The organism is Sporocytophaga myxococcoides (assembly GCF_000775915.1).
Classification (GTDB): domain Bacteria; phylum Bacteroidota; class Bacteroidia; order Cytophagales; family Cytophagaceae; genus Sporocytophaga; species Sporocytophaga myxococcoides_A.
Genome location: NZ_BBLT01000008.1, coordinates 71,131 through 91,523, shown reverse-complemented (window position 1 = coordinate 91,523; position 20,393 = coordinate 71,131). Strand labels below are relative to the sequence as shown.

The 20,393-nt window shown below is 36.5% G+C and carries 18 protein-coding genes; 8 read left to right on the top strand and 10 right to left on the bottom strand.

Going from position 1 to position 20,393, the window contains the following annotated elements:
- Window positions 1-13: 13 nt before the first annotated feature.
- Both MYP_RS17875 and MYP_RS17870 read left to right on the top strand, forming a co-directional pair.
- Window positions 14-709 (top strand): TVP38/TMEM64 family protein, encoded by a 696-nt coding sequence (locus tag MYP_RS17875; RefSeq protein WP_045466459.1) that lies wholly within the window; start codon window positions 14-16, stop codon window positions 707-709.
- 68 nt (window positions 710-777) lie between these two features.
- A complete protein-coding gene (locus MYP_RS17870) occupies window positions 778-2,238 on the top strand; it encodes a DUF5723 family protein (protein WP_045466456.1) in 1,461 nt (486 codons plus the stop codon).
- 71 nt (window positions 2,239-2,309) lie between these two features.
- On the opposite strand, the gene MYP_RS17865 is transcribed toward MYP_RS17870, so the two are convergent.
- Genes MYP_RS17865 through MYP_RS17845 form a run of 5 tightly spaced genes read right to left on the bottom strand, consistent with a single transcriptional unit; the run spans window position 2,310 to window position 6,719 of the window.
- Window positions 2,310-2,768, bottom strand: a complete 459-nt coding sequence (locus MYP_RS17865) for a DinB family protein (RefSeq protein WP_045466453.1) — start codon at window positions 2,766-2,768, stop codon at window positions 2,310-2,312.
- Window positions 2,769-2,774: 6 nt separating this feature from the next.
- Complete coding sequence (locus MYP_RS17860; protein ID WP_045466450.1) at window positions 2,775-3,089, bottom strand: rhodanese-like domain-containing protein; 315 nt, start codon at window positions 3,087-3,089, stop codon at window positions 2,775-2,777.
- Between the two features lie 13 nt (window positions 3,090-3,102).
- Complete coding sequence (locus MYP_RS17855) at window positions 3,103-3,726, bottom strand: precorrin-2 dehydrogenase/sirohydrochlorin ferrochelatase family protein (protein ID WP_045466858.1); 624 nt, start codon at window positions 3,724-3,726, stop codon at window positions 3,103-3,105.
- Window positions 3,727-3,747: 21 nt separating this feature from the next.
- Window positions 3,748-4,572 (bottom strand): uroporphyrinogen-III C-methyltransferase, encoded by an 825-nt coding sequence (gene cobA, locus MYP_RS17850; protein ID WP_081990582.1) that lies wholly within the window; start codon window positions 4,570-4,572, stop codon window positions 3,748-3,750.
- A gap of 8 nt (window positions 4,573-4,580) precedes the next feature.
- Complete coding sequence (locus MYP_RS17845; RefSeq protein ID WP_045466447.1) at window positions 4,581-6,719, bottom strand: nitrite reductase; 2,139 nt, start codon at window positions 6,717-6,719, stop codon at window positions 4,581-4,583.
- Window positions 6,720-6,986: 267 nt separating this feature from the next.
- Here MYP_RS17845 and MYP_RS17840 point away from each other — a divergent pair, with 267 nt between their 5' ends.
- The 5 genes from MYP_RS17840 to MYP_RS17820 all read left to right on the top strand — a co-directional run bounded on the left by MYP_RS17840 (window position 6,987) and on the right by MYP_RS17820 (window position 11,713).
- Window positions 6,987-7,400: an OsmC family protein gene (locus tag MYP_RS17840; RefSeq protein WP_045466445.1), complete on the top strand. Its 414-nt coding sequence runs from the start codon at window positions 6,987-6,989 to the stop codon at window positions 7,398-7,400.
- Window positions 7,401-7,440: 40 nt separating this feature from the next.
- Window positions 7,441-8,643 (top strand): trans-sulfuration enzyme family protein, encoded by a 1,203-nt coding sequence (locus MYP_RS17835; protein WP_045466443.1) that lies wholly within the window; start codon window positions 7,441-7,443, stop codon window positions 8,641-8,643.
- Window positions 8,644-8,957: 314 nt separating this feature from the next.
- Complete coding sequence (locus MYP_RS17830) at window positions 8,958-10,280, top strand: peptidoglycan DD-metalloendopeptidase family protein (RefSeq protein WP_045466441.1); 1,323 nt, start codon at window positions 8,958-8,960, stop codon at window positions 10,278-10,280.
- Between the two features lie 25 nt (window positions 10,281-10,305).
- A complete protein-coding gene (locus MYP_RS17825) occupies window positions 10,306-10,866 on the top strand; it encodes a DUF4199 domain-containing protein (RefSeq protein ID WP_045466439.1) in 561 nt (186 codons plus the stop codon).
- Between the two features lie 124 nt (window positions 10,867-10,990).
- Window positions 10,991-11,713: a DUF4197 domain-containing protein gene (locus tag MYP_RS17820; protein ID WP_045466437.1), complete on the top strand. Its 723-nt coding sequence runs from the start codon at window positions 10,991-10,993 to the stop codon at window positions 11,711-11,713.
- Window positions 11,714-11,789: 76 nt separating this feature from the next.
- Here the strand turns inward: MYP_RS17820 and MYP_RS17815 are convergent, their stop codons facing one another.
- The 5 genes from MYP_RS17815 to MYP_RS17795 all read right to left on the bottom strand — a co-directional run bounded on the left by MYP_RS17815 (window position 11,790) and on the right by MYP_RS17795 (window position 17,897).
- The gene (locus tag MYP_RS17815; protein WP_045466435.1) at window positions 11,790-12,218 is read right to left on the bottom strand and encodes a TerB family tellurite resistance protein; all 429 of its coding nucleotides are present in this window, start codon (window positions 12,216-12,218) and stop codon (window positions 11,790-11,792) included.
- Between the two features lie 231 nt (window positions 12,219-12,449).
- On the bottom strand, window positions 12,450-14,018 hold the full coding sequence (locus tag MYP_RS17810) for a bifunctional GNAT family N-acetyltransferase/carbon-nitrogen hydrolase family protein (protein WP_045466433.1): 1,569 nt from the start codon (window positions 14,016-14,018) through the stop codon (window positions 12,450-12,452).
- Between the two features lie 307 nt (window positions 14,019-14,325).
- Window positions 14,326-14,844, bottom strand: a complete 519-nt coding sequence (locus MYP_RS17805; RefSeq protein WP_045466431.1) for a hypothetical protein — start codon at window positions 14,842-14,844, stop codon at window positions 14,326-14,328.
- A 41-nt stretch (window positions 14,845-14,885) separates the two neighbouring features.
- Window positions 14,886-15,326 carry a hypothetical protein gene (locus MYP_RS17800; protein ID WP_045466428.1) on the bottom strand — a complete coding sequence of 147 codons (441 nt, stop codon included), beginning with the start codon at window positions 15,324-15,326 and terminating at the stop codon, window positions 14,886-14,888.
- 18 nt (window positions 15,327-15,344) lie between these two features.
- Window positions 15,345-17,897: a carbohydrate binding domain-containing protein gene (locus tag MYP_RS17795; protein ID WP_045466425.1), complete on the bottom strand. Its 2,553-nt coding sequence runs from the start codon at window positions 17,895-17,897 to the stop codon at window positions 15,345-15,347.
- 169 nt (window positions 17,898-18,066) lie between these two features.
- Between MYP_RS17795 and MYP_RS17790 the strand changes: the two genes are divergently transcribed.
- Entirely contained in the window at window positions 18,067-20,301 is a 2,235-nt protein-coding gene (locus tag MYP_RS17790) for a bifunctional alpha,alpha-trehalose-phosphate synthase (UDP-forming)/trehalose-phosphatase (RefSeq protein WP_045466423.1), read from the top strand.
- The last annotated feature ends 92 nt before the right edge of the window (window positions 20,302-20,393 follow it).

Below are 20,393 nucleotides of genomic sequence, written 5' to 3'. Positions count from 1 at the left end.
AAAGAAGAGGGAAATGATAAAAGGAATTCGTAGGCTTATCAAAGACAATCGAACAACAGCCTTTTATCTTTTTTACTTCATCCTTGCTCCCTTTATTTCAGACTCTTATCTGATTTACCTTGCGATAAAATATCAGGAACAGATATCTAATTTTACTTTCCCGGAATATAGTCTGCTTTCTTTGATATTGGGCTTATGCATGGCAACGGGATTGTGCCATACCACACTTATCGCAACCGTTTCCGGATATTTTTTAGGGATAAACTCCGTGTTTATTGTTATTCCAACCTACATATTTGCATCTGTCCTGGGATATATTCTGGCTCAGAAACTTGATAACGGTCACTTCATGAAGACTCTTCTGCGCTTTAAAAAGACAGCAGTAATTAAATCAAACCTTAAAAATGAAGAGTCAAAAATCATTTTTCTTTCCAGACTTTCTCCGGTAATTCCATTTGCATTAATGAATTTCCTGTTGTCAGTTTTAGGCGCAAATTTCAGAAAATACCTCATTTTCGGAACCGCAGGAATGCTTCCCCGTACACTATTATTCTGCTACATAGGAAGTAAGGCTGGAGAGTTAATTCAGGCAATAAATGCTCCCGGACAGGAAAGTATGAGCAAGGCAATCACGCTCCTTCTTATAATATCCTCGCTTATAGGCCTTTATTATTTCATAAAAAAAGCTATCACCAAAGCTTTGAAGTAATAAATCCCTGATTCTTGCAGACAAATTATCTGTACTAAAATCTAATTTTGGATAAATTAAATTATTGTATGAAAAAACTTTTATCATTGTTTTTTTTAGCTTTTTCACTTAGTCCATCTTTTGCTCAGCAGGAATATAGTTCATTTACCTCGACAGGCCGCGGAGTATCCACCACATTCGTGACGGACTATCAGGCGATAGGAATAAATCCTGCCAATCTTGGATTACATACCGAATATGAAACCAAGCATGTAACAATCGGATTAATGGAAGGCGCCGCATCCGCATATTCTAATGCTCTGAGCAAAGCAACTTTTAGAAATAGTCTTACAAATTATGATGATATCTTTAATCAGCAGGATAAAATAAAAGCAGCACAGCAATTTGCTGGAAACGGTGTTGCTGCCAATGTGGATTTAATGGCATTTGGATTTGCCATACAAAGTGACAAATTAGGTGGCCTTGCATTCTCGGTAAAAGAATCAATGCGTTGGTATTCTCAATTTAGCGGTATTACTGCAGATTTGTTGTTCAGAGGCAAAACCTCTGCCTATTTTGACCAGTTAGTCCTGAATAATGGTGAAATAGTTGCTAATGATCCCAGCAAATATGCTCAATATGAAGCTATAGGTATCAATGAAGGAATAGCAAGCAACCAATTAAAACTCTCAGCACTTTTTGACGGATCAAAAATAAAGAACAACTGGTACCGGGAATACAATTTAAATTACGGTCGCAAGGTATTTGGCAATGATTTATTGTATATAACAGCGGGAGTTGGGGTTAAATATGTACAAGGCTTCAACTATACTGACTGTCAGGTAAAAGACGGAAAGATAGTTATGGCCGGAGCATTTAATCCTGCGTTTAATATTGATTTTGGAGTAGGTTCTCAAAACAATCCATCAGCTATAAATAACAACCATTATCAGTCAATAGGAAACGGATTCGGTTTTGATTTTGGAGCAAATGTTGTCATTAATGAAAAAATAACTATAGGCGCTGCTCTTACCAATATTGGCTCTATCAACTATACTGGGAATGTTTATACTATACAAGACACGACGCTTGCTTCAATTTCTTCCGAAGGATCAAACAACTACAATATCTTTTCTCAAGCACCAAATATCCTTGCCAAATCTGGTATGTTGAAATGGGAAGGCCAAAAAAATATTAAAACTAAACTTCCTTCATTGTTAAGGCTTGGTGCAAGTATTAAACTGATTGAAATTGCTCAAGTTGGTTTTGATTTTATTGTACCTACCAACAACGAAGCCGGTAATTTTGAAAAACCATACATAGGAGTTGGTGGAGATATCAAGCCAATCAGATGGGTTAGATTATCTACCGGAATAAACACCGGTGGTAATTATATTTCCAGAGCAAACGTTCCTTTTGGACTAACTATAATTGTAGGTGAAAACGGAACCTGGGAGCTTGGTGCCGCTACAAGAGATATTGTTACTTATTTAAGACAAAAAGGACCAAACTTGTCATTTGCATTTGGGTTCTTAAGGTTTAGACTATAATAAAGTTATAAGTTCAAAGTAAAAAGTTGAAAGTTGGATTACTTTAAACTTTCAACTTTTTACTTTCAACTTCACAGTTTCCCAAGTCTTGAGAAAGTAATATAATCCACATTTACTGGCTCTTTACCAGCCTCTCTGAATGCTTTATTTACCTGTCCTCGGTGATAAGAGCCATGATTGGCAACATGAAATAAAATATCAGAAAGGCAGGTTTCAAAGACTTCACCTTTTGAATTCTTGTATTTTACGACTTTAAAAAATTCGTCATCCTGGCAAGTATCAATTAACTGGAAAAAATTCAGAGAACTTTCAACTGCATAAACCTTAAGTAAAAAAGGCTCATGCAATTCCCAAATTTTTATAGGGTGATGAGTTTCATCTTTTATTCGCCCATACCAGATCAATTCTGAATTAACAACATGACTTAATAATCTTGCTCCTTCTTCACAATAATCAATCTTTAATACTTCTGCCAGCCTTTTATTAGCCCAGTGATTGAACTGATATAAGCGATAAAATTTTTCCCTCATTCGGCATCAAGGATTTAAACTTGGATCTATCTCTGTCTTATATGCTAGAATTCCACCCGTAAGGTTATAGAGATTGGTATAACCGAAATTTGTCTCTAAAAATCTAATGGCATCACCACTTCTTTTTCCACTTCTGCAATGCACAACAACCATTTTATCCTTAGAAAATTTTTCAACATTCTTAGGCACTGTCGCCAATGGAATAAGCTCCCCCCCTAAATTCGCTGCCTGAAACTCACCAGGCTCACGGACATCAATCAGTTGAAAATTTTCACCTTTATCAATAAGCTCCTTTAGCTCAGTTACAGATATTTCTTTCATTTTTTAAGTTACTTTATTTATTCTGATCAAATTTATCCTTTTCTTTCAAAACTGACGTAATCTCGTCAAGTTTCTTTACTTTATATTCAAAATCCCCTCTTAATTTTTCTCTGATCTGGTTCAGATTATCCAGTATCTTATCTATGCTGTCAGGCAGAACCTCTTCCAGTAATTCTCTCATCCTTTTAGCAAATGTGGGAGATTTGCCATTGGTTGATACAGCTATCTTCAGATCGCCTTTCTGAACTACTGAGCTAAGATAAAAATCACACAGATCAGGTGTATCCGCAATATTACAAAGTACTCTTAAGTTTTTTGCATCTTCATGTACCTGTTTATTAAGATCTCTTATTGAAGTGGCAGCTATCACAAGATCCTTTCCCTCGAGGTCAGATTTGTGATACACCCTTTGCTCTAACTTAAGTAAAGGATATTCAAGTGCAATTGCCCGGATTTCATCCTTTATTTCAGGCGCAACCAGGGTAACCTGTGCACTCTGACAGTTTTTATATATTGCAGACGCTTTTTCCAACCCTACAAAACCGCCACCTACCACAAGTACCTTCAAATGTTCCAGCTTAAAAAAAACAGGAAAGAGTTGATTCCCTTTCCTGTCATTTAATTCTTTATGGTTCAGATTTTCCAAATCTTAATTTGCTTACCAGTTAAACAATTTTCTATAAAACTCTTTTGTTTCCGTATTCATCGCCCCTTTGGTATCTTTAAGTCTTACCTTTTCCTGATAAATAAATTCGTTTACAAAATCAGGATGCAGATCAACTACTTTGCCTATCACAATTACAGCGGGAGAAGAAAGTTTTAAATCATCAACTACATCAACGATTGTATCAATCGTACCCAGACCAATCTTCTCATCAGGCATAGTTCCGTTTTGAATGACAGCCACAGGTATCTCGCCTTTATTTTGTTCCTGAAATATAGAAACAATTTCTTTTAGTTTTGTCATCCCCATCAGAATGACAACTGTAGCATTTGAACGTGCTGCTATTTCAATATCAGAAGACAGTTCATGATTTCGGGTAGTTCCGGTAAGCACCCAGAAACTATCATTAACCCCCCGTCTTGTAAGAGGAATTCCCTGCAACTCCGGCACAGCAATTGAACTTGATATACCCGGAATTACAGTTGTCGGAATATCAAAGGACTGCGCATAGACCAGCTCTTCATGACCGCGACCAAAAATAAAAGGATCTCCCCCTTTTAATCTTACAACATGGCCATATTTAAAAGCATGCTCAACAATCAGTTTGTTTATATCTTCCTGAGGAAACTGACATACACCCTTCTTTTTTCCCACAAATACCTTAGGTGTATTTGCAGGAATATGATTAAGGATTTCAGGATGAATAAGTGCGTCATACAAGACAACATCAGCTTCAGCAAGGGCTTTTATTCCCTTAAGCGTTATCAGCTCCGGATCTCCGGGACCAGCACCAACCAATGTTAATCTTGCACTCTTCATAAGATTGATTATCCGTTTACCAATAACTTTTGTGCTCTGTATGCCCTTACCTTTGTTAGAAAATCTGTTACTTCTTCCAGGTAAACTTTAGCAAACTCCTGTGTTGGCTCATGTTCGCTCATCTTCAGAACTAGTTTCTCAAATGAACCTCCATCTACTTCCAATTGTCCTTTAGCTATAAAGTGTGTATCAAAATCTTTTACTATACCGATATGTGTATTGCAATTGATATTTTCCGAAGTTAACAAAGCTTTTGCTCCGCAGATAAACGTAGCATAAGACTGATAAATACTGTCTGCAAAAGCATCTTTATCATAAGCTCTTTTAGCCCACTTTAATTTATCTTCGGTTTCATTTATCAGAGTCCCAACAAGGTCAAGCATAACCCCGGCGCATTCACCAACCCCAACTTCAGTCACATATTTTTCGGTATGCCCCCAGTCAATGTAATCAAGCTCTGAAAGTGTTGACAATTCAGCAAGAGGCTTTAACTTCTTATAGAAATAAGTTTTGTCAGCTGCTATTTGCCTTCTATAATAGTCATTGAAATACTCCCCTTCAAATGCAAACTCATCGTAATCTGCAAGAATTAATCTAACTGCATCAGGACATCTTTTTGTAGGAAGTTTAACAACTTTATCCGCAATACTTCCAGATCCATCCGGTTCTACTCCACCACCCAGAAGTAATTGCATTGCAGGCAATACATAGTTTCCATTTTTAATGGACATCCCATGAAAACCTATATTAGCAATGGTATGCTGGCCGCAGGCGTTCATACAACCACTGATTTTAATTTTGATGTTTTTATTAAAGATAAGATCAGGAAATTCCTCTTTCATCATTCTCTCAAGCTCTCCAGAAATTCCGGTACTGCTGCTGATAGCAAGGTTACATGTATCTGTTCCCGGACATGCAGTGATATCAACAGTGCTGTCAAAACCAGGATCTGCAAGACCAAGCTTATCCAACTCATTAAACAAACCTGTTAAAGCTTCTTTTCTGACATATTTCAACAACCAGCCTTGGTTTACCGTAATTCTGATATCATCCGAAGCATATTTTTGTACTATGGCAGCAAATTCTCTTGCAGTATCTGTTGCCATATCGCCCAGGAACTGCTTCACATTTACACCATAAAATCCTTTTTGCTTTTGCTCGAAAACATTGGTCTTTAACCAGTTCTCGTATTTCTGAGGATCTGAAGGAGCTGTTGTAGAATAAGTTCTCTCAGGTCCGGGAATACTAGTTTCTACGGCATCTCTATCAACAATAAATGACTTGCATTTTATAGCCTTTTTCTCTCCTTCTACAAGCTTCATGAACGCTTCGAAGCCAATACCGTTTACAAGATATTTTAAACGAGCTTTATGCCTTTTACTTCTTTCTCCATGTCTGTCAAAAACCCTTATTACCGTTTCGATTAATGGAATCATCTGATCTTCCGGTAAGAATTCATAAGCAACGTGAGCCAGGAAAGGCTGAGCACCAAGCCCTCCTCCTAAGAATACTTTAAATCCTCTGACTTCTTTTCCGTTTTCAGTTTTTACCCTTGGTATAAAACCAAGATCATGCATAAAACCAAATGCAGTATCTTTCTCGCTGCTTGAAAAGGAAATCTTAAATTTCCTTCCCATTTCCTGGCAAACAGGATTTCTGAGGAAGAACTTAAAAGCAGCATGAGCATAGGGAGTAACATCGAATAACTCTTCCGGATCAATCCCTGCTTCAGAAGAAGCTGTAATATTACGAACAGTATTTCCGCATGCTTCTCTAAGAGTTACGCCAACTTCCTCCAGTTCAGCCCACACTTTGGGTGCATTTTCCAGCTTTACAAAGTGAATCTGAATATCCTGACGGGTTGTTAAATGCAAATTATGAGCTGCATAACGATCCGATATATCAGCAATTCTAACTAACTGTAAAGGCGAAACCTTTCCAAAAGGAAGTTTTATACGTACCATCTGTACACCTTCCTGACGCTGGCCATACACACCTCTTGCCAATCGGAAAGCTCTGAATTTATCATGATCCAATTCAAGATTTCTGAAAGCCTGAATTTTGGTTTGCAATTCCAAAATATCCTCCTTAGCTTCAGGATTGATCTTGTCTAGTAATTCTTTGTTTACTTTTAATTCTGTGCTCATTTACAAAATTAGTTAAGCTCCTAAGAGCAGGGTTTGTATTCTAAATTTAAGAAATTCCCTCCTTAAAAAGTTCCCTCTAAGAAGGTACAATTCAAAAATAACAAAAATTTTTTAAAAAAGCCCATCAACAAAATAAAATTTTGAAAAAAATATAACAAACTGCTCATTTCAAAATTTTATTTGGCGATAATTATAAAATGAAAAATTTTATTTATAATTTTGAACATATAACAAGATAAACATCAGGATTTAATTTAATTTTGAAGCATGCTTATTAAACTAGACAGACGTAACGATGCTTATCATTTTGAAGCATCCAACGAACAGGGAAACCATGTAAACATCGACGCTTCTCCTGCCATTGGCGGGCAAAACCTCGGTGCAAGACCAATGGAATTGCTCCTAATGGGATTAGGAGGTTGCAGTGCTATTGATGTTTTATCGATTCTGAAAAAACAAAGAGTAGAAATTGCAGATTTTAAAATTGAAATCAACGGAGAAAGAGAACCTGAAGCAGTCCCTTCTTTATTTCAGGACATTCATATCAAATTTATTGTAAAAGGGCCGGTTGACACATCCAAAGTTGAGAAAGCAATTGTATTGTCTCTGGACAAATACTGTTCAGTAGCAAAGACCCTTGAAAAAACGGCCAAAATTACCTGGTCTCTTGATGTAGTCTAGAGTCTGAGAATCTTAATTAATCACTATAATATTAAATTGAATGGAGCAGCAATTTGATCATTTTGAAACCAACGCGATTAGAAATCAGATGGAGAGAACTTATAACAGGGAGCATACTGCCCCTATTTATATGACCTCCAGTTTTGTATTTGAAGACGCGGAGCAGGCACGTGCACTCTTCGCAGACGAATATCCGGGCAATATTTATACACGTTTTTCCAATCCAAATAACTCGGAATTTATTGAAAAAATCTGCAAGATGGAAGGCGCCGAAGATGGCTTTGCACTTGCATCCGGAATGTCTGCGGTATTTACCAGCATGGCCGCTTTTTTGAAATCAGGTGATCATATTCTTGTCTCAAGATCTGTTTTCGGATCTACCATTCAGATTCTTACTAACATCTTTACCAGATGGGGAATCACACATACATTTGCTGATATAGACAAACCTGATACCTGGGAAGGCTTGATACAAAAAAACACCAAAATGATTATGGTGGAAACCCCTTCCAATCCTGCACTGGATCTGATAGATCTTGAGTGGTTGGGCAAACTAGCTAACAAACACAACATCATTCTTAATGTTGACAATTGTTTTGCTACTCCTTATCTACAGCAGCCAATTAAATGGGGGGCTCATATAGTTAACCACTCCGCTACAAAATTTATAGACGGACAAGGAAGAGCAATCGGTGGAATCATTGTTGGAAGCAAAGAATTAATCAAAGAAGTAAGATTCTTCAGCAGACATACAGGTCCGGCTTTATCACCATTTAATGCCTGGATCTTTTCAAAAAGCCTTGAAACACTGGCTGTAAGAATGGACAGACACTGTGACAATGCTTTAAAGCTAGCTGAATATCTTGAAAATCATCCTGAAATAGAATCTGTTAAATATCCTTTCTTAAAAAGCCATCCCCAATACGCTCTTGCTAAAAAACAAATGAAAGCCGGAGGCGGTATAGTTACGTTTATCATAAAAGGAGGATTGGAAAGAGGAAGAGACTTTCTTAATGCCTGTATTATGGCGACAAACAGCGCTAATCTTGGTGATTCAAGAACAATTACAACACACCCTGCCTCTACCACACATTCCAAACTTACTGAACAAGACAGACTGGCTGTTGGTATTCTACCTGGATTAATCAGAGTTTCTGTCGGCCTTGAAAACATAGAAGATATCATCAAAGATATAGAACAGGCACTTGAGAAATCCAAAGTGAGTGTAGCAGTCAATAATTAATTCCACCATCTTAATTCGACGAGGCTGTCTAAAAAGGGCAGCCTCTTATTTTTTAGTGCAATAAATAACCAGTAAAAGGCCGTTTTTCTAAATATAATACAATGATTTTTTTAGGAAATTTACTTTTTAGACAGCCTCGTTTTTTTTATACCACACTTAATTCTAAAACTTTTTTCTATTCCCGGCCGTATTAAATTTTCTTTCCAAAAATTCACCAGGCAATAAAAGCCTGATTTTATTCTGATTAGTCTGGAATTTTTTCCAGAAAGCGAAGGTTTAAGTGGTTATTCCTTCTTTTATTAAATCATTAAAGTATGCACAAAAAGCAATTAAGAATTTTCATTCTTGCAACCTTAATTATTACGTCGGCTCTGATATTATTTTTCTTTTTAACGATAGACAGATCGAACAACGAAATAGAAGCACTGAAAGAAGAACAAAGGATTGATACAATAGAGCAACTCCCTCCTCCGGCTCCGGTTATCCAATACGGAATGAACATTGATTCTTTATCTATCATAGAAGAAAAGGTAAAGAAGAATGAAAATTTCACTTCAATCCTTCAAAAATATAATGTACCCAAAGAGGTGATTAACCAGCTTATAACAGAATCAAAAAACAAATTCAAAGTAAGTAAAATACAAGCAGGTAAATCTTATGATGTTTTAAGATCTAAAAAAGACTCAGTAGCCAGAGGATTCATTTATTATGGAGATCCTACCCAGACTATTGTATTCAAAACAACTCCATTGGAAGTACTTGTAGACCTGAAACCCACTGATACAATAGAAAGAAGGACTGGTGGTACTATCACTGGCTCCCTTTATGAAACTCTTCAACAGATCAATGCACCCGCTGTATTGGCATATGAGCTTTCAAAAATTTTCGCAAGAAAAGTCGATTTTTTTAAAATACAGCAAGGGGATAATTTTAAAATTATATTTGACGAGGTTACACTTGATGGACAACCTCTGAATGTTAAGAGAATTCATTCAGTATGCTTTGAGCATGACAATAAAAAATATTACGCTTTTAATTTCGGAAAGAATGGCAAAGATGCCTTTTATGATGAAGATGGAAATAGTCTTCAGCAAGGGGGATTCTTAAAATCTCCTTTAAAATTCTTCCGGATTAGCTCCAAGTTTTCTAAAAGAAGATTTCACCCTGTCCAAAAAGTATTTAAGGCTCACCTTGGAACGGATTATGCAGCTCCCACAGGAACGCCTATAATGACAGTCGCTGACGGAGTAGTTACAGAAGCTAAGTTTGCTGTATTTAATGGAAACTATGTTAAGATAAAACACAATAAAACTCATACTACTCAATACCTTCACATGTCAAGAATAGCAAAAGGCATGAAACCGGGAACCAAGGTAAAACAGGGGCAGGTTATTGGTTATGTTGGCAGCACAGGGCTCGCAAGCGGCCCCCATGTTTGTTTCCGGTTTTGGGAAAATGGAAAGCAAATAGATGGGACAAAAGTGAAGACTATTAAAGGGGATCCCGTTAAAAAATCAGATATGAAACAGTTCAAAGCACTCAGGGACGAAATGCTTGCTGGTCTGGATGATATAAATGTAACAGAAGAAGCTCAAGCCAATACATCAGACAAATCACAAAATCAGTTTTCTAAATAAGCTTTTTTTACCTTAATTTGGCCGTATGGATAAAAGAGTTTCATACGGCCTGATTACAGGCTCTGCAGCAGGCATTTGGCTTGTTGTTTATTACGAATACATATACAGAATTGCACCTTTCTTAGGTTTAATAGGTTGGATAATTCTTGGTATCGGAATTTATTTAGGCATAAAAACTGCCAGAGAATGCATCTACCAGGGAAAAATATCTTTTAGCCAAGCAGTTATGGCAGGAGTAATTATCTCATTTTTCGCAGGTCTTGTAACCGGAATTTTTAATTTTATTTATGTTAAATGGATTAACACCAATTTCCTTGAATTTTTAATTTCGGAAAGTAAAAATCTAATGACAGGAAAAGCGAGTCCGGAAGAAATTCAGAAACAAATTGAAGAAATCAAAAAAAGCTTTTCTCCTTCACAGCAATTTTTCGCTTCAGTAACAGGAACTCTGTTTTATGGACTCATAATCTCCCTTGTTGTCGCTATAATTCTAAGGAATAAAAACCCGCACGATTTTTCACAACCAGGGCAAAAAAAGTCTGACAATGACTCAATCGTCGATACTGACAATGAAGAAATTAAATAATTGAAACAAAAAGAGCTAAGGTTTCTTTGAACAATAAAAATTTTCTCAAACTGATTCGTTTATAATAGCGTAATTGCTTTTGGCATAAAACTAAAAAAATTAACCAAAGAACCTACCCAAACATATGAACTCCTTAAAAATATTTGCTTCAATAATCCTAATTTCAAGCTCAACTTTGTCTTTTAGCCAGATCAAAATTGGAGGAACCAAAATTCCTACCAAATTGGGGAGCACAACCAAATCACTTTCCGAGACCGAAATTATAGACGGGCTTAAAGAAGCTTTGACACTTGGCTCTGCTAATGCATCTCAAAGCCTTAATAAACTAGATGGTTTCTATAAAAACCCCAAAGTAAAGATCCCTTTTCCAGAGGATTGTCAGAGAGTAGCTACAGAATTACGTAAGCTCGGCTATGGCAAACAGGTGGATGAATTTGAAGTGACACTTAACAGAGCTGCAGAAGATGCTTCAAAAGAAGCTGCAACTATCTTCGCAAACTCAATTAAGCAAATGACTGTTACTGACGCCAAAAATATTCTTACCGGCCCAGATACTGCTGCTACAGGTTATTTAAGAAAAACAACCTCTTCTTCTTTGTACAATGCATTTGCTCCACACATTACAACTGCACTTGACAAAACTACCGCAACCAAAAAATGGGAAGAAATAACGACTCTTTATAATAAACTTCCATTGGTAAAAAAGGTAGATACTGACCTTACTAGATACACTACCAATAAGGCTTTAAATGGCCTGTTTGTGCTTGTCGCAGATGAAGAGACTAAGATCAGGAAAGATCCTGCTGCCAGAGTATCGGATATACTAAAAAAAGTATTTGGGAGCTAAAACCTCCTCTCTAAAATCAAAAGAGGGCTGGTTTAGAAAAATCAGCCCTCTTTTATATAAACAAGAACAAAAAACCTTAATTGGTTAAAAAAGCTTCAGCTTCTTTTCTTATCAGCTCTTTGTTCTGACCATTACTAACACCTTGTGAGATCTTTCTTACAAGCACCCCAACAACAGCTTTTCTAAACCCTAACCTTTCTGCCATATCCACGCAAAAATCCAGCTCGTGATCGTCAACTACACCATCGCTGACCATTAACTGCACCAGATCATAAATCTGATCAAATCTTTCATAATCACTTGCTGGAAGACGAAAATCAAAATCTGGTACTTCTTCAATAAGCTCCGCAATAAAATAATCTTTCAATCCGTATTTGAGTCCTATTTTAAAAATCAAATCTCTTTCAACTTCATTCAACTTTCCATCAACTTTCGCGAGAAATACCAGGTTTCTTAAGTGCTTCTTAAATTTCTTATCTTTTTTTGACTCAAATAGAGAGAACATAGCTTTATCGTGTTTTTAAGATTAATTAATTTTTCAATATTACTCTACCAAAAAGTATACCTTAAGGCGTTCATGCAACAAAAACAACTTATAGAAAATGACTATAAATGCATGATTTTGTTAGGTAATTTAAAATAAAAACTTTCGAAGAATAATTTTACCTTTTCCTATACGGGTAAAAATAAAAAAAAGTAACTCAGGGAGTTACTTTTTAAGGCTTTTTTTTCAAAATTATTTTTTTAACCAGGAAACCTTATACAAATCGCTTCTTCTGTTTTGTAAATTCCGGACAGTTCCTGAAGTTCTTATTTTTTTTAGAAGGTCAGTATCCAAATCAACAACAAGAGTTGTCTCCGAATTTGTGGTTGCTTCGGCTATGATTGCATCATGAGGAAATGAGAAATCTGAAGGAGAAAAAACGGCAGATTGAGCGTATTGAATATCCATATTTTCAACACCTGGAAGGTTACCAACACTTCCTGAAATGGCTACATAACATTCATTCTCTATTGCTCTGGCCTGAGCGCAACGGCTTACTCTCAGGAAAGAATTTTTTGTATCTGTCCAGAATGGAACAAATAGAATGTTTATACCTTCTTCTGCAAGTATTCTTGAAAGCTCAGGAAATTCCACATCATAGCAAATCAAAATACCGACTTTTCCAGCATCTGTTTCAAATACTTTTAATTCATTTCCGCCTTTCATCCCCCAATAATTAGCCTCATCAGGAGTTACATGTAGTTTATATTGCACATCCCAGGTTCCGTCTCTTTTACACAGATAGGAAACATTGTACAATCCGTCTTCCTCAAGGAGGGGCATACTACCAGCAATAATGTTTATGTTATACGAAAGCGCAAAACTTACCATTTTGTCTCTTACAGCTTCTGTATATCCAGCCAGAACCCTTACCGCATCTGCAGCACTATCTTTATTGGCCTGAGCCATCAACGGAGCATTAAAAAACTCCGGAAATATTACAAAATCAGCTTTATATCCTGATACAGTATCTACAAAAAACTCCATATTCTGCATCAGATCATTAAAATCCTTAAGCGGGCGCATCATCCATTGAACCACTCCTACCCTCACTATTGATTTCTGACCACCAAAAAGTTTATTATCTGTAGGTTCATAATACACATTGATCCACTCTAATAATGTTGCATAGGATTTTGAATCAATGTCATCCGGGAGATAATTGGTCATTACTTTACGCACGTGGAAATCATTGGCCATCTGGAAGGTCAGAATGGGATCAACGATTTCTTTGTTTTTCACCTTATCTATATATTCTTTAGGACTAAGTTTTTTAGATATTTTCTTATATCCCGGAATACGTCCACCCGCAATGATTGCGCGCAAATTCAATTTTTCGCAAAGCTCTTTTCTGGCATCATAAAGCCTTCTCCCCAACCTCAACCCTTGATATTCAGGATGAACAAAGACATCTATACCATAAAGCGTATCTCCATCCGGATCATGGGTGGTAAGCATTCCATTGCCAGTAATCTGCTTATAAGTATGATTATCACCATACTTAGCATATTCTACAATAAGACTAAATGCCGCCGCTACAAGCTTTCCATTATCTTCTATACCAATCTGCCCTTCCGGAAAGTGTTTCAGCATAGACTTGAGCTCAGATTTTGTCCATGCTCCACCTGCGTTGGAGTATACCAACTCCATTATTTCCTTAATCTGCTCAAAATCATCTAAAGTGATATTTCTAAGGTGAAGTCTGTGTTGCTCTATTTGTTCTTTTTTTCCTCTTGAGGATTTTGCCTTTTCTTTGGACATAAACGGGGACTATAAAATACCTTTGATCAATCTGAAATATGGGAATTTAGTTCCCACTTATCAAAGTTATAAGGATTAAGTGATAAGTGGAAAGTTGAAAGGGAAAAGTTGAAAGCGGAAAGCGGAAAGTTTAAAGCGAAAGGCGGAAGGCGAAAAGCTGAAAATTGAAGGTCCCATGTAAAAACCTTTAGAGGTTTGAGTTAAGCCTAATCGCAAATATTATTGCACACGCAGCTAGATTAAAAAGACTTCTTTTATTTTGATTTTTTTTAACTTTAATCTTTTGGCTTTAAGCTTTCAGCTTTTTTTAATCGCAAAGCTCAATCTGATCGCAGTCATTAAAATGAGAAGCTACTTTGAACGGACGGTTATTGGAATATTCTATTCGGATGCAGCCATATGTTGAGGGATAAAAATCTATCTCAGGTCGTTCTTCTTTATATTTTGTATCGACAGGGCTTCCCAATTCCTCGCGAATTTCCTTTCGGGTTTTCTCAAATATTTTTCCTGCCACTTCCCCTTTAAATGTTTTATTCACTTCAACAAAATCCCAATATGTATAATATGTAAAACCCAATCCATTATAAATTATTGCTCCCCCACATGAGTGGTCACTCCCATCAGCAACAACAGAAGTATAACAGGGAAACCATTCTTTTATATCATTCTGAGATAAATCGGGTTTTACTCCGTTTATTTCTCCCAGATGAATATCATAAGCCAATTGTTTGCATTCGATATGAGCAGAAGTGGTCTTCTGGGTCCCTTTACATGAAAGAAAAGTAATAATAAAAAGTTGTAGTAGTTTTAAAAATATCCTATTCATAAACAAGCCTTTAATTTAGGTTACAGAACCAACACCCTAAACTATTCAATATCCATCAGACTAGTCCAGTATCTATCAGAAAGAAATAACAATTCCTCTGGATCCATCTGTCTGAAGTCCTCATCAAAAACAATGATATCTGATGCTGAAAAGAATAAATTTCCTCCGAAACCAAGTGCAGTACAATTAACATACACCTTTAATTCTTTATCATTCACTGGCTCCAGACCAAGTAATTCTAACAAAAGATTGCTCAGGTAGGCAGGATCTTCAACAATTTTATCCTCATCATCCCAGTACCTGAGATGCAAACCTGTACAGGATTTCAGAACGCAATAAAAATATTGAAAAGTGTTATTCACTTCCTGAGCTAAGAATTTACATTCCAGTTTAATATTCAGATCTGAACCTGAAAAGCTCATCTCTTCTATTACTCCTTCCTGAAAACTATCAAGTACATTTTTTATTTTCTTCTGATTCATCTGGTTTTCTGTAAAAAGTTAGTTTCTCTTTACTTTTATCTCAAAAACAAAAGTTTTTGCTTTCTTTAAATCAAGAGAACTATCTTCTCCGGATAAAGTTAAAGGCAATTGTTTCATTTTTTCCCCATCAGGACCTAAAGGAGTTATTTTCAAGTTCTTCAACCCTTTAAATATGACTTCCCCATCCGCAACCTGAGCCAATACAGGAACATTCCCTGCATCTTCAAGCGCCGTCCTTGTCTCATTAAACTTCTGACCTTTCATTTTACATGGTGTTGTAACAATAAGGTAGAAATTTTCTGATACAGAAAGCGGTAAAGTATCTTTGGACACAAGCATTACGCTTGCCCATTTATTTTTCATTTTTACTTTTATCATAGGTAAGTCAAATGCTTCTTCACTTAACTTTCCTACTACCCCTTGTACTCTTGAAGAGTTGATCTTAAGAATTCCTTTCTGGTAATTCAGAACAAGTTCTTTAGTTTCACTTGTGAATATTTTGTTAGTCTTATCATAAAATCCGGTATATTCTGAAGGATCATTTCCTTTGACTGCACTATCTGATTTTGCAACCCTTGTGATATAAGGAAGATGATAATTTTTATCTATAAAATCAGAATAAGAGGGAAGCTCATAGATCATCTTTTCATTTACAGCATCAATTACGATTCCTTGTGCTGTTTTCACATCATTTCTCAGGAAAATAGGTGCCGCAACTACCCATTGTGATAAATGATCAGGCATTTTGGAAAGCGTAAAGGGGGTTATGCGATCCTTTCCTACTGGAGTGGCATCAAAGTCAAACTGAATGATACCATCAATCCCTTGTAAACTTCCATATGCTGAGATGTAAGGAAGTGCATCCAATGTAAATTCATTAGGATAACATGCATTAAATTCTGTGACTATAGTTGGTTTATTATACCATTTATATTTTGTAATTGCTGCAATAGATCCTTTATCAGGGTTTTTCAATAAAGAGGTGTTATTAACTGGTGCATACAAAATCCTATTCCAGTTGTTGTTAATTTTCCACAACTGAGGATGATCCCAATAATCATTGGTTATGATCAGATCCATCCCCTGATTATCCTTTGAATAAGCCAGAATTGGTGTAGGGAAATTACTTCCAGCTAGTAAGTACTTTACTCCCATAGACCTCATCAACCGGTACATTTCATTGTAATAATCTTTTTCAACGGAGGATAGAAAACGCATACTGGCCACTGTATTTCCTTTTTCCTTTTCTTTAAGAACCGGAGAAATGTTTGTGCTGTAATCTAGCTCAAAAACAGAAAGCTTCCCCTGATTTCCTTTTGAAAGAAACTGCCCTTGAAGTTCTTTTCTATAATGTGGAGTCAGGATATCACCTCCGAAATGAACGAAGACAGATGATTCATTAATAAATTCAGAAGCAATGATTGCCGGTTCTTCACTGTACAAAACCTTTGTATATGCATTCTTATGACTTAAAAGCTGTCTGATATATTCTTTCTGAAGTTCTATAACTTTAGGATCGAAATAGGCGACTTGTTTTCCGCCTAAATCAGGAAGTTTATTGACAACACCATCCTCTTCTGTAAAATCCCTATGAACAAGAAGATCCAGGAAGATATAAATACCTTTCTTTTTCAGTACATAAATAAGATAATCTAACTTATTTAGACTTTCCTTAGATAATTGCTTGCTGTTTCCAACATTACCAAAAATATTGGGAACTGACCAAGGGGCATCCATATGATGAAGCCTGACCAGGTTACATCCCATTTTGGATAGTCTCATAGCAAGAGAATCTGCTACTTCTCTCTCAGGAAAACAGGAACCGGCTACAAGGTTTACTCCCCAGAAACGGGCAGCAGTTCCATCTGAGAAGGCAAGTTTTCCATTTTGAACTTTAATAAATCCATGTTTTCCGGCCGGTGCATCCAATAAAGAGGACCAGTCAGCATAATGGCCTGCTTTGGATGTTGCCGGCATTAGTTCATACCATTCTCCTTCATCTGTGGGGCCACTAAGATTTTCTTTTTGAAGTGCTTCACCTGATCTTCCTTTAAGACTAATCTGAATATCATCAAAATAAGCAGTACCAGTGCAATTCCCCAGAACCGCCTGAACTTTGACCTTTTTTGCCCCTGAAGGAATATTATAACTTTGCTGATAACGAGTCCACTTGGTAGTGCCCTCTGCCTGACCTGTTACTGGCGGATATCCTCCTGTCATAGCACCATTTTCATCAAGAAATTCTACCGAAATCCTTGCCATTTCCCAGGATTCTTTTCCTCTTACCACATTTTCTGTCTTCATCCAGCCAGAAATATCTGCAGTTGCAGCTCCTTCAGAAATCAATATAGTCTGGTCAGCTCCACTCCATCTGGGACTATCTAAATGCACTTTTAAAGAATAATTGCCGAATCTTCCTTCATTAATAATTTCTCCTCCCCACATATTCCAGCCTTTTGTCTGATTCTCAAAACTGCTGTTGGTAAGCAGATTTTCTGAAGTTTCCTGACTAAAGACTACCGATATACCTATAAAAACATGGCATATGAAGATACAAACAGACCTTTTCATCGACTTAGATTTTGCTAAAAATAAACAATAAATCTTAAAAAACAGGAATTCAATTTTTAAGAAAATGCAATACTTAACTAAGTGAGTAGATAAAGGTTAATAATATACAGAGGAGAGTGATGGGATCAATTAAAGAATAATAAACAGAGGAATTAATTTTTTAAGAGCGATGGGAAAGACCATAATAATATCCAACCGGCTTCCGGTAAGTATCCAGAAAAAGGAAGATGGATTGTCATATACTCCAAGTGCAGGGGGACTTGCTACGGGACTTGGATCAATTTATAAATCTGGAGATAATGTTTGGTTAGGCTGGCCAGGATTGTATGTTACCAATGAAAACGAAAAAGAAGAAATAACATCAAATCTGAAAAATGAAAACATGGCCCCGGTCTTTCTAACCAAGGAAGAGATTGAAAAGTTTTATGAAGGTTTCAGCAATACAACCTTGTGGCCATTGTTTCATTATTTTCCCTCTTATACTTCATTTGACGAAGGTTATTGGGAAACATACAAATTTGTGAACCAGATATTTTGTGAAGAGACATTAAAGTATGCTCATAATGATGATATTATCTGGATTCATGATTATCAGCTTTTGCTTTTGCCCAATATGATAAGAGAAAAATTGCCCAATGCTAGTATTGGCTTTTTTCAGCATATACCATTTCCTTCATTTGAGATTTTCAGAAACCTACCTTGGAGGAAAGAACTTCTTGAAGGCATGTTAGGATCTGATCTTATTGGGTTTCATACATACGATGATGTCCGACATTTCCTCAGCTCTGTAAACAGGCTTGTAGGACTTGATAATAAGATGGGGGAATTAAGAGTAGAGGAAAGAATCTGTATGGTTGATTCATTTCCAATGGGCATTGACTATAGTAAATTTGATATGGCTGCCAGATCAGAAAATACCATTAAGGAAATTGCTTCTTATGGTGAGTTTCTAGGAAACACTAAAACTATAGTTTCCATTGACAGACTCGACTATTCCAAGGGAATACCTGACAGACTTCTGGCCTTTGATCTCTTTCTGGAAAATTATCCTGACTATAAAGGCCAGGTAACATTGCTCATGATAGTGGTACCAAGTCGTGATCAGGTTGACCTCTATAAACAACTTAAGGTAGAAATAGATGAACTTGTCGGAAGAATCAATGGTAAACACGGTAAAATAGACTGGACCCCGATAAGGTATTTCTACAGGTCATTTCCATTTACGTCCTTATCTGCTATGTACAGATTATCTGACATTGCACTGGTTACACCACTCAGAGATGGAATGAACCTTGTTTGCAAAGAATTTATAGCAAGCAAAATTGATCAGACGGGGGTTCTGATATTAAGTGAAATGGCCGGTGCAGCAAAGGAGCTTTCCGATGCTTTGATTATTAATCCGAATAATCTTCCTGAAATGGCTGATGCCATATATAAGGCACTGATAATGCCTGAGGAGGAACAAATAAGAAGAATGGATGAGCTGCAGTCAGTTGTAAAAAGATATGACATTCATAATTGGGTACAGCTCTTTATGAGAAGTCTGGATGTGGTAAAAGAAAAACAATACGAAATGTCTGTAAAACAATTAAGCAATCAATCTAAACTTGAATTGATTGAGGATTATAAAAAGGCCGAGAAAAGAATTCTTTTTCTTGACTATGATGGTACGCTTGTTCCGTTTAAACAAAATCCTAAACAAGCCAGACCGGATAAAGAATTGTATGGAATACTTGAAGATCTTTCTTCTGATCCCAAAAACAAAATTGTAATCATAAGTGGAAGAGACAGAGACACTTTGGATGATTGGTTTGGGAAACTAAGCATAGATCTTATTGCTGAACATGGAGTATGGCTCAGAGAAGGTCGCCCTTACTGGAGTATGATTGATTATCTTACCGATGAATGGAAGGCTGAAATTTCTCCAATATTAGAAATGTTTGTAGCCAGAACTCCCGGCTCCTTTATTGAGACGAAAGGTTATTCTCTTGTATGGCATTACAGAAAAGCAGATCCTGCTTTAGGAGAATTAAGATCAAGAGAATTGGTTAGCCACTTGCAATTCATTACAACAAACATGAATATTAAAGTGCTTGAAGGCAACAAAGTGGTTGAAGTTAAAAATGCCGGCATTAATAAAGGTAAGGCAGCCTCAAGATGGCTCAATGAATCTTTCAACTTTATTCTTGCCGCCGGAGATGACTGGACAGATGAGGACACATTCAATTCTATGCCTGATTCTGCTTATACATTAAAAATAGGAAATACACCAACTTCGGCGAGGTTCAATCTTCATGAGTGTGGCCCTGAGTATTGCTCTGAAATGAGGAGTTTGCTTATTACACTTGCTCAGGAAGGGCACCAGATAAGGCGTAAAGTTTTAAGTAATAAAGCTGAAAGTTAAAAGTTGAAAGTTAAAAGCTAAAAGTTGAAAGTAAAAGTAAAGGTAAAAGTAAAGAGGCTTACGCCTCTTCATTAACTTTTCACTTTCAACTT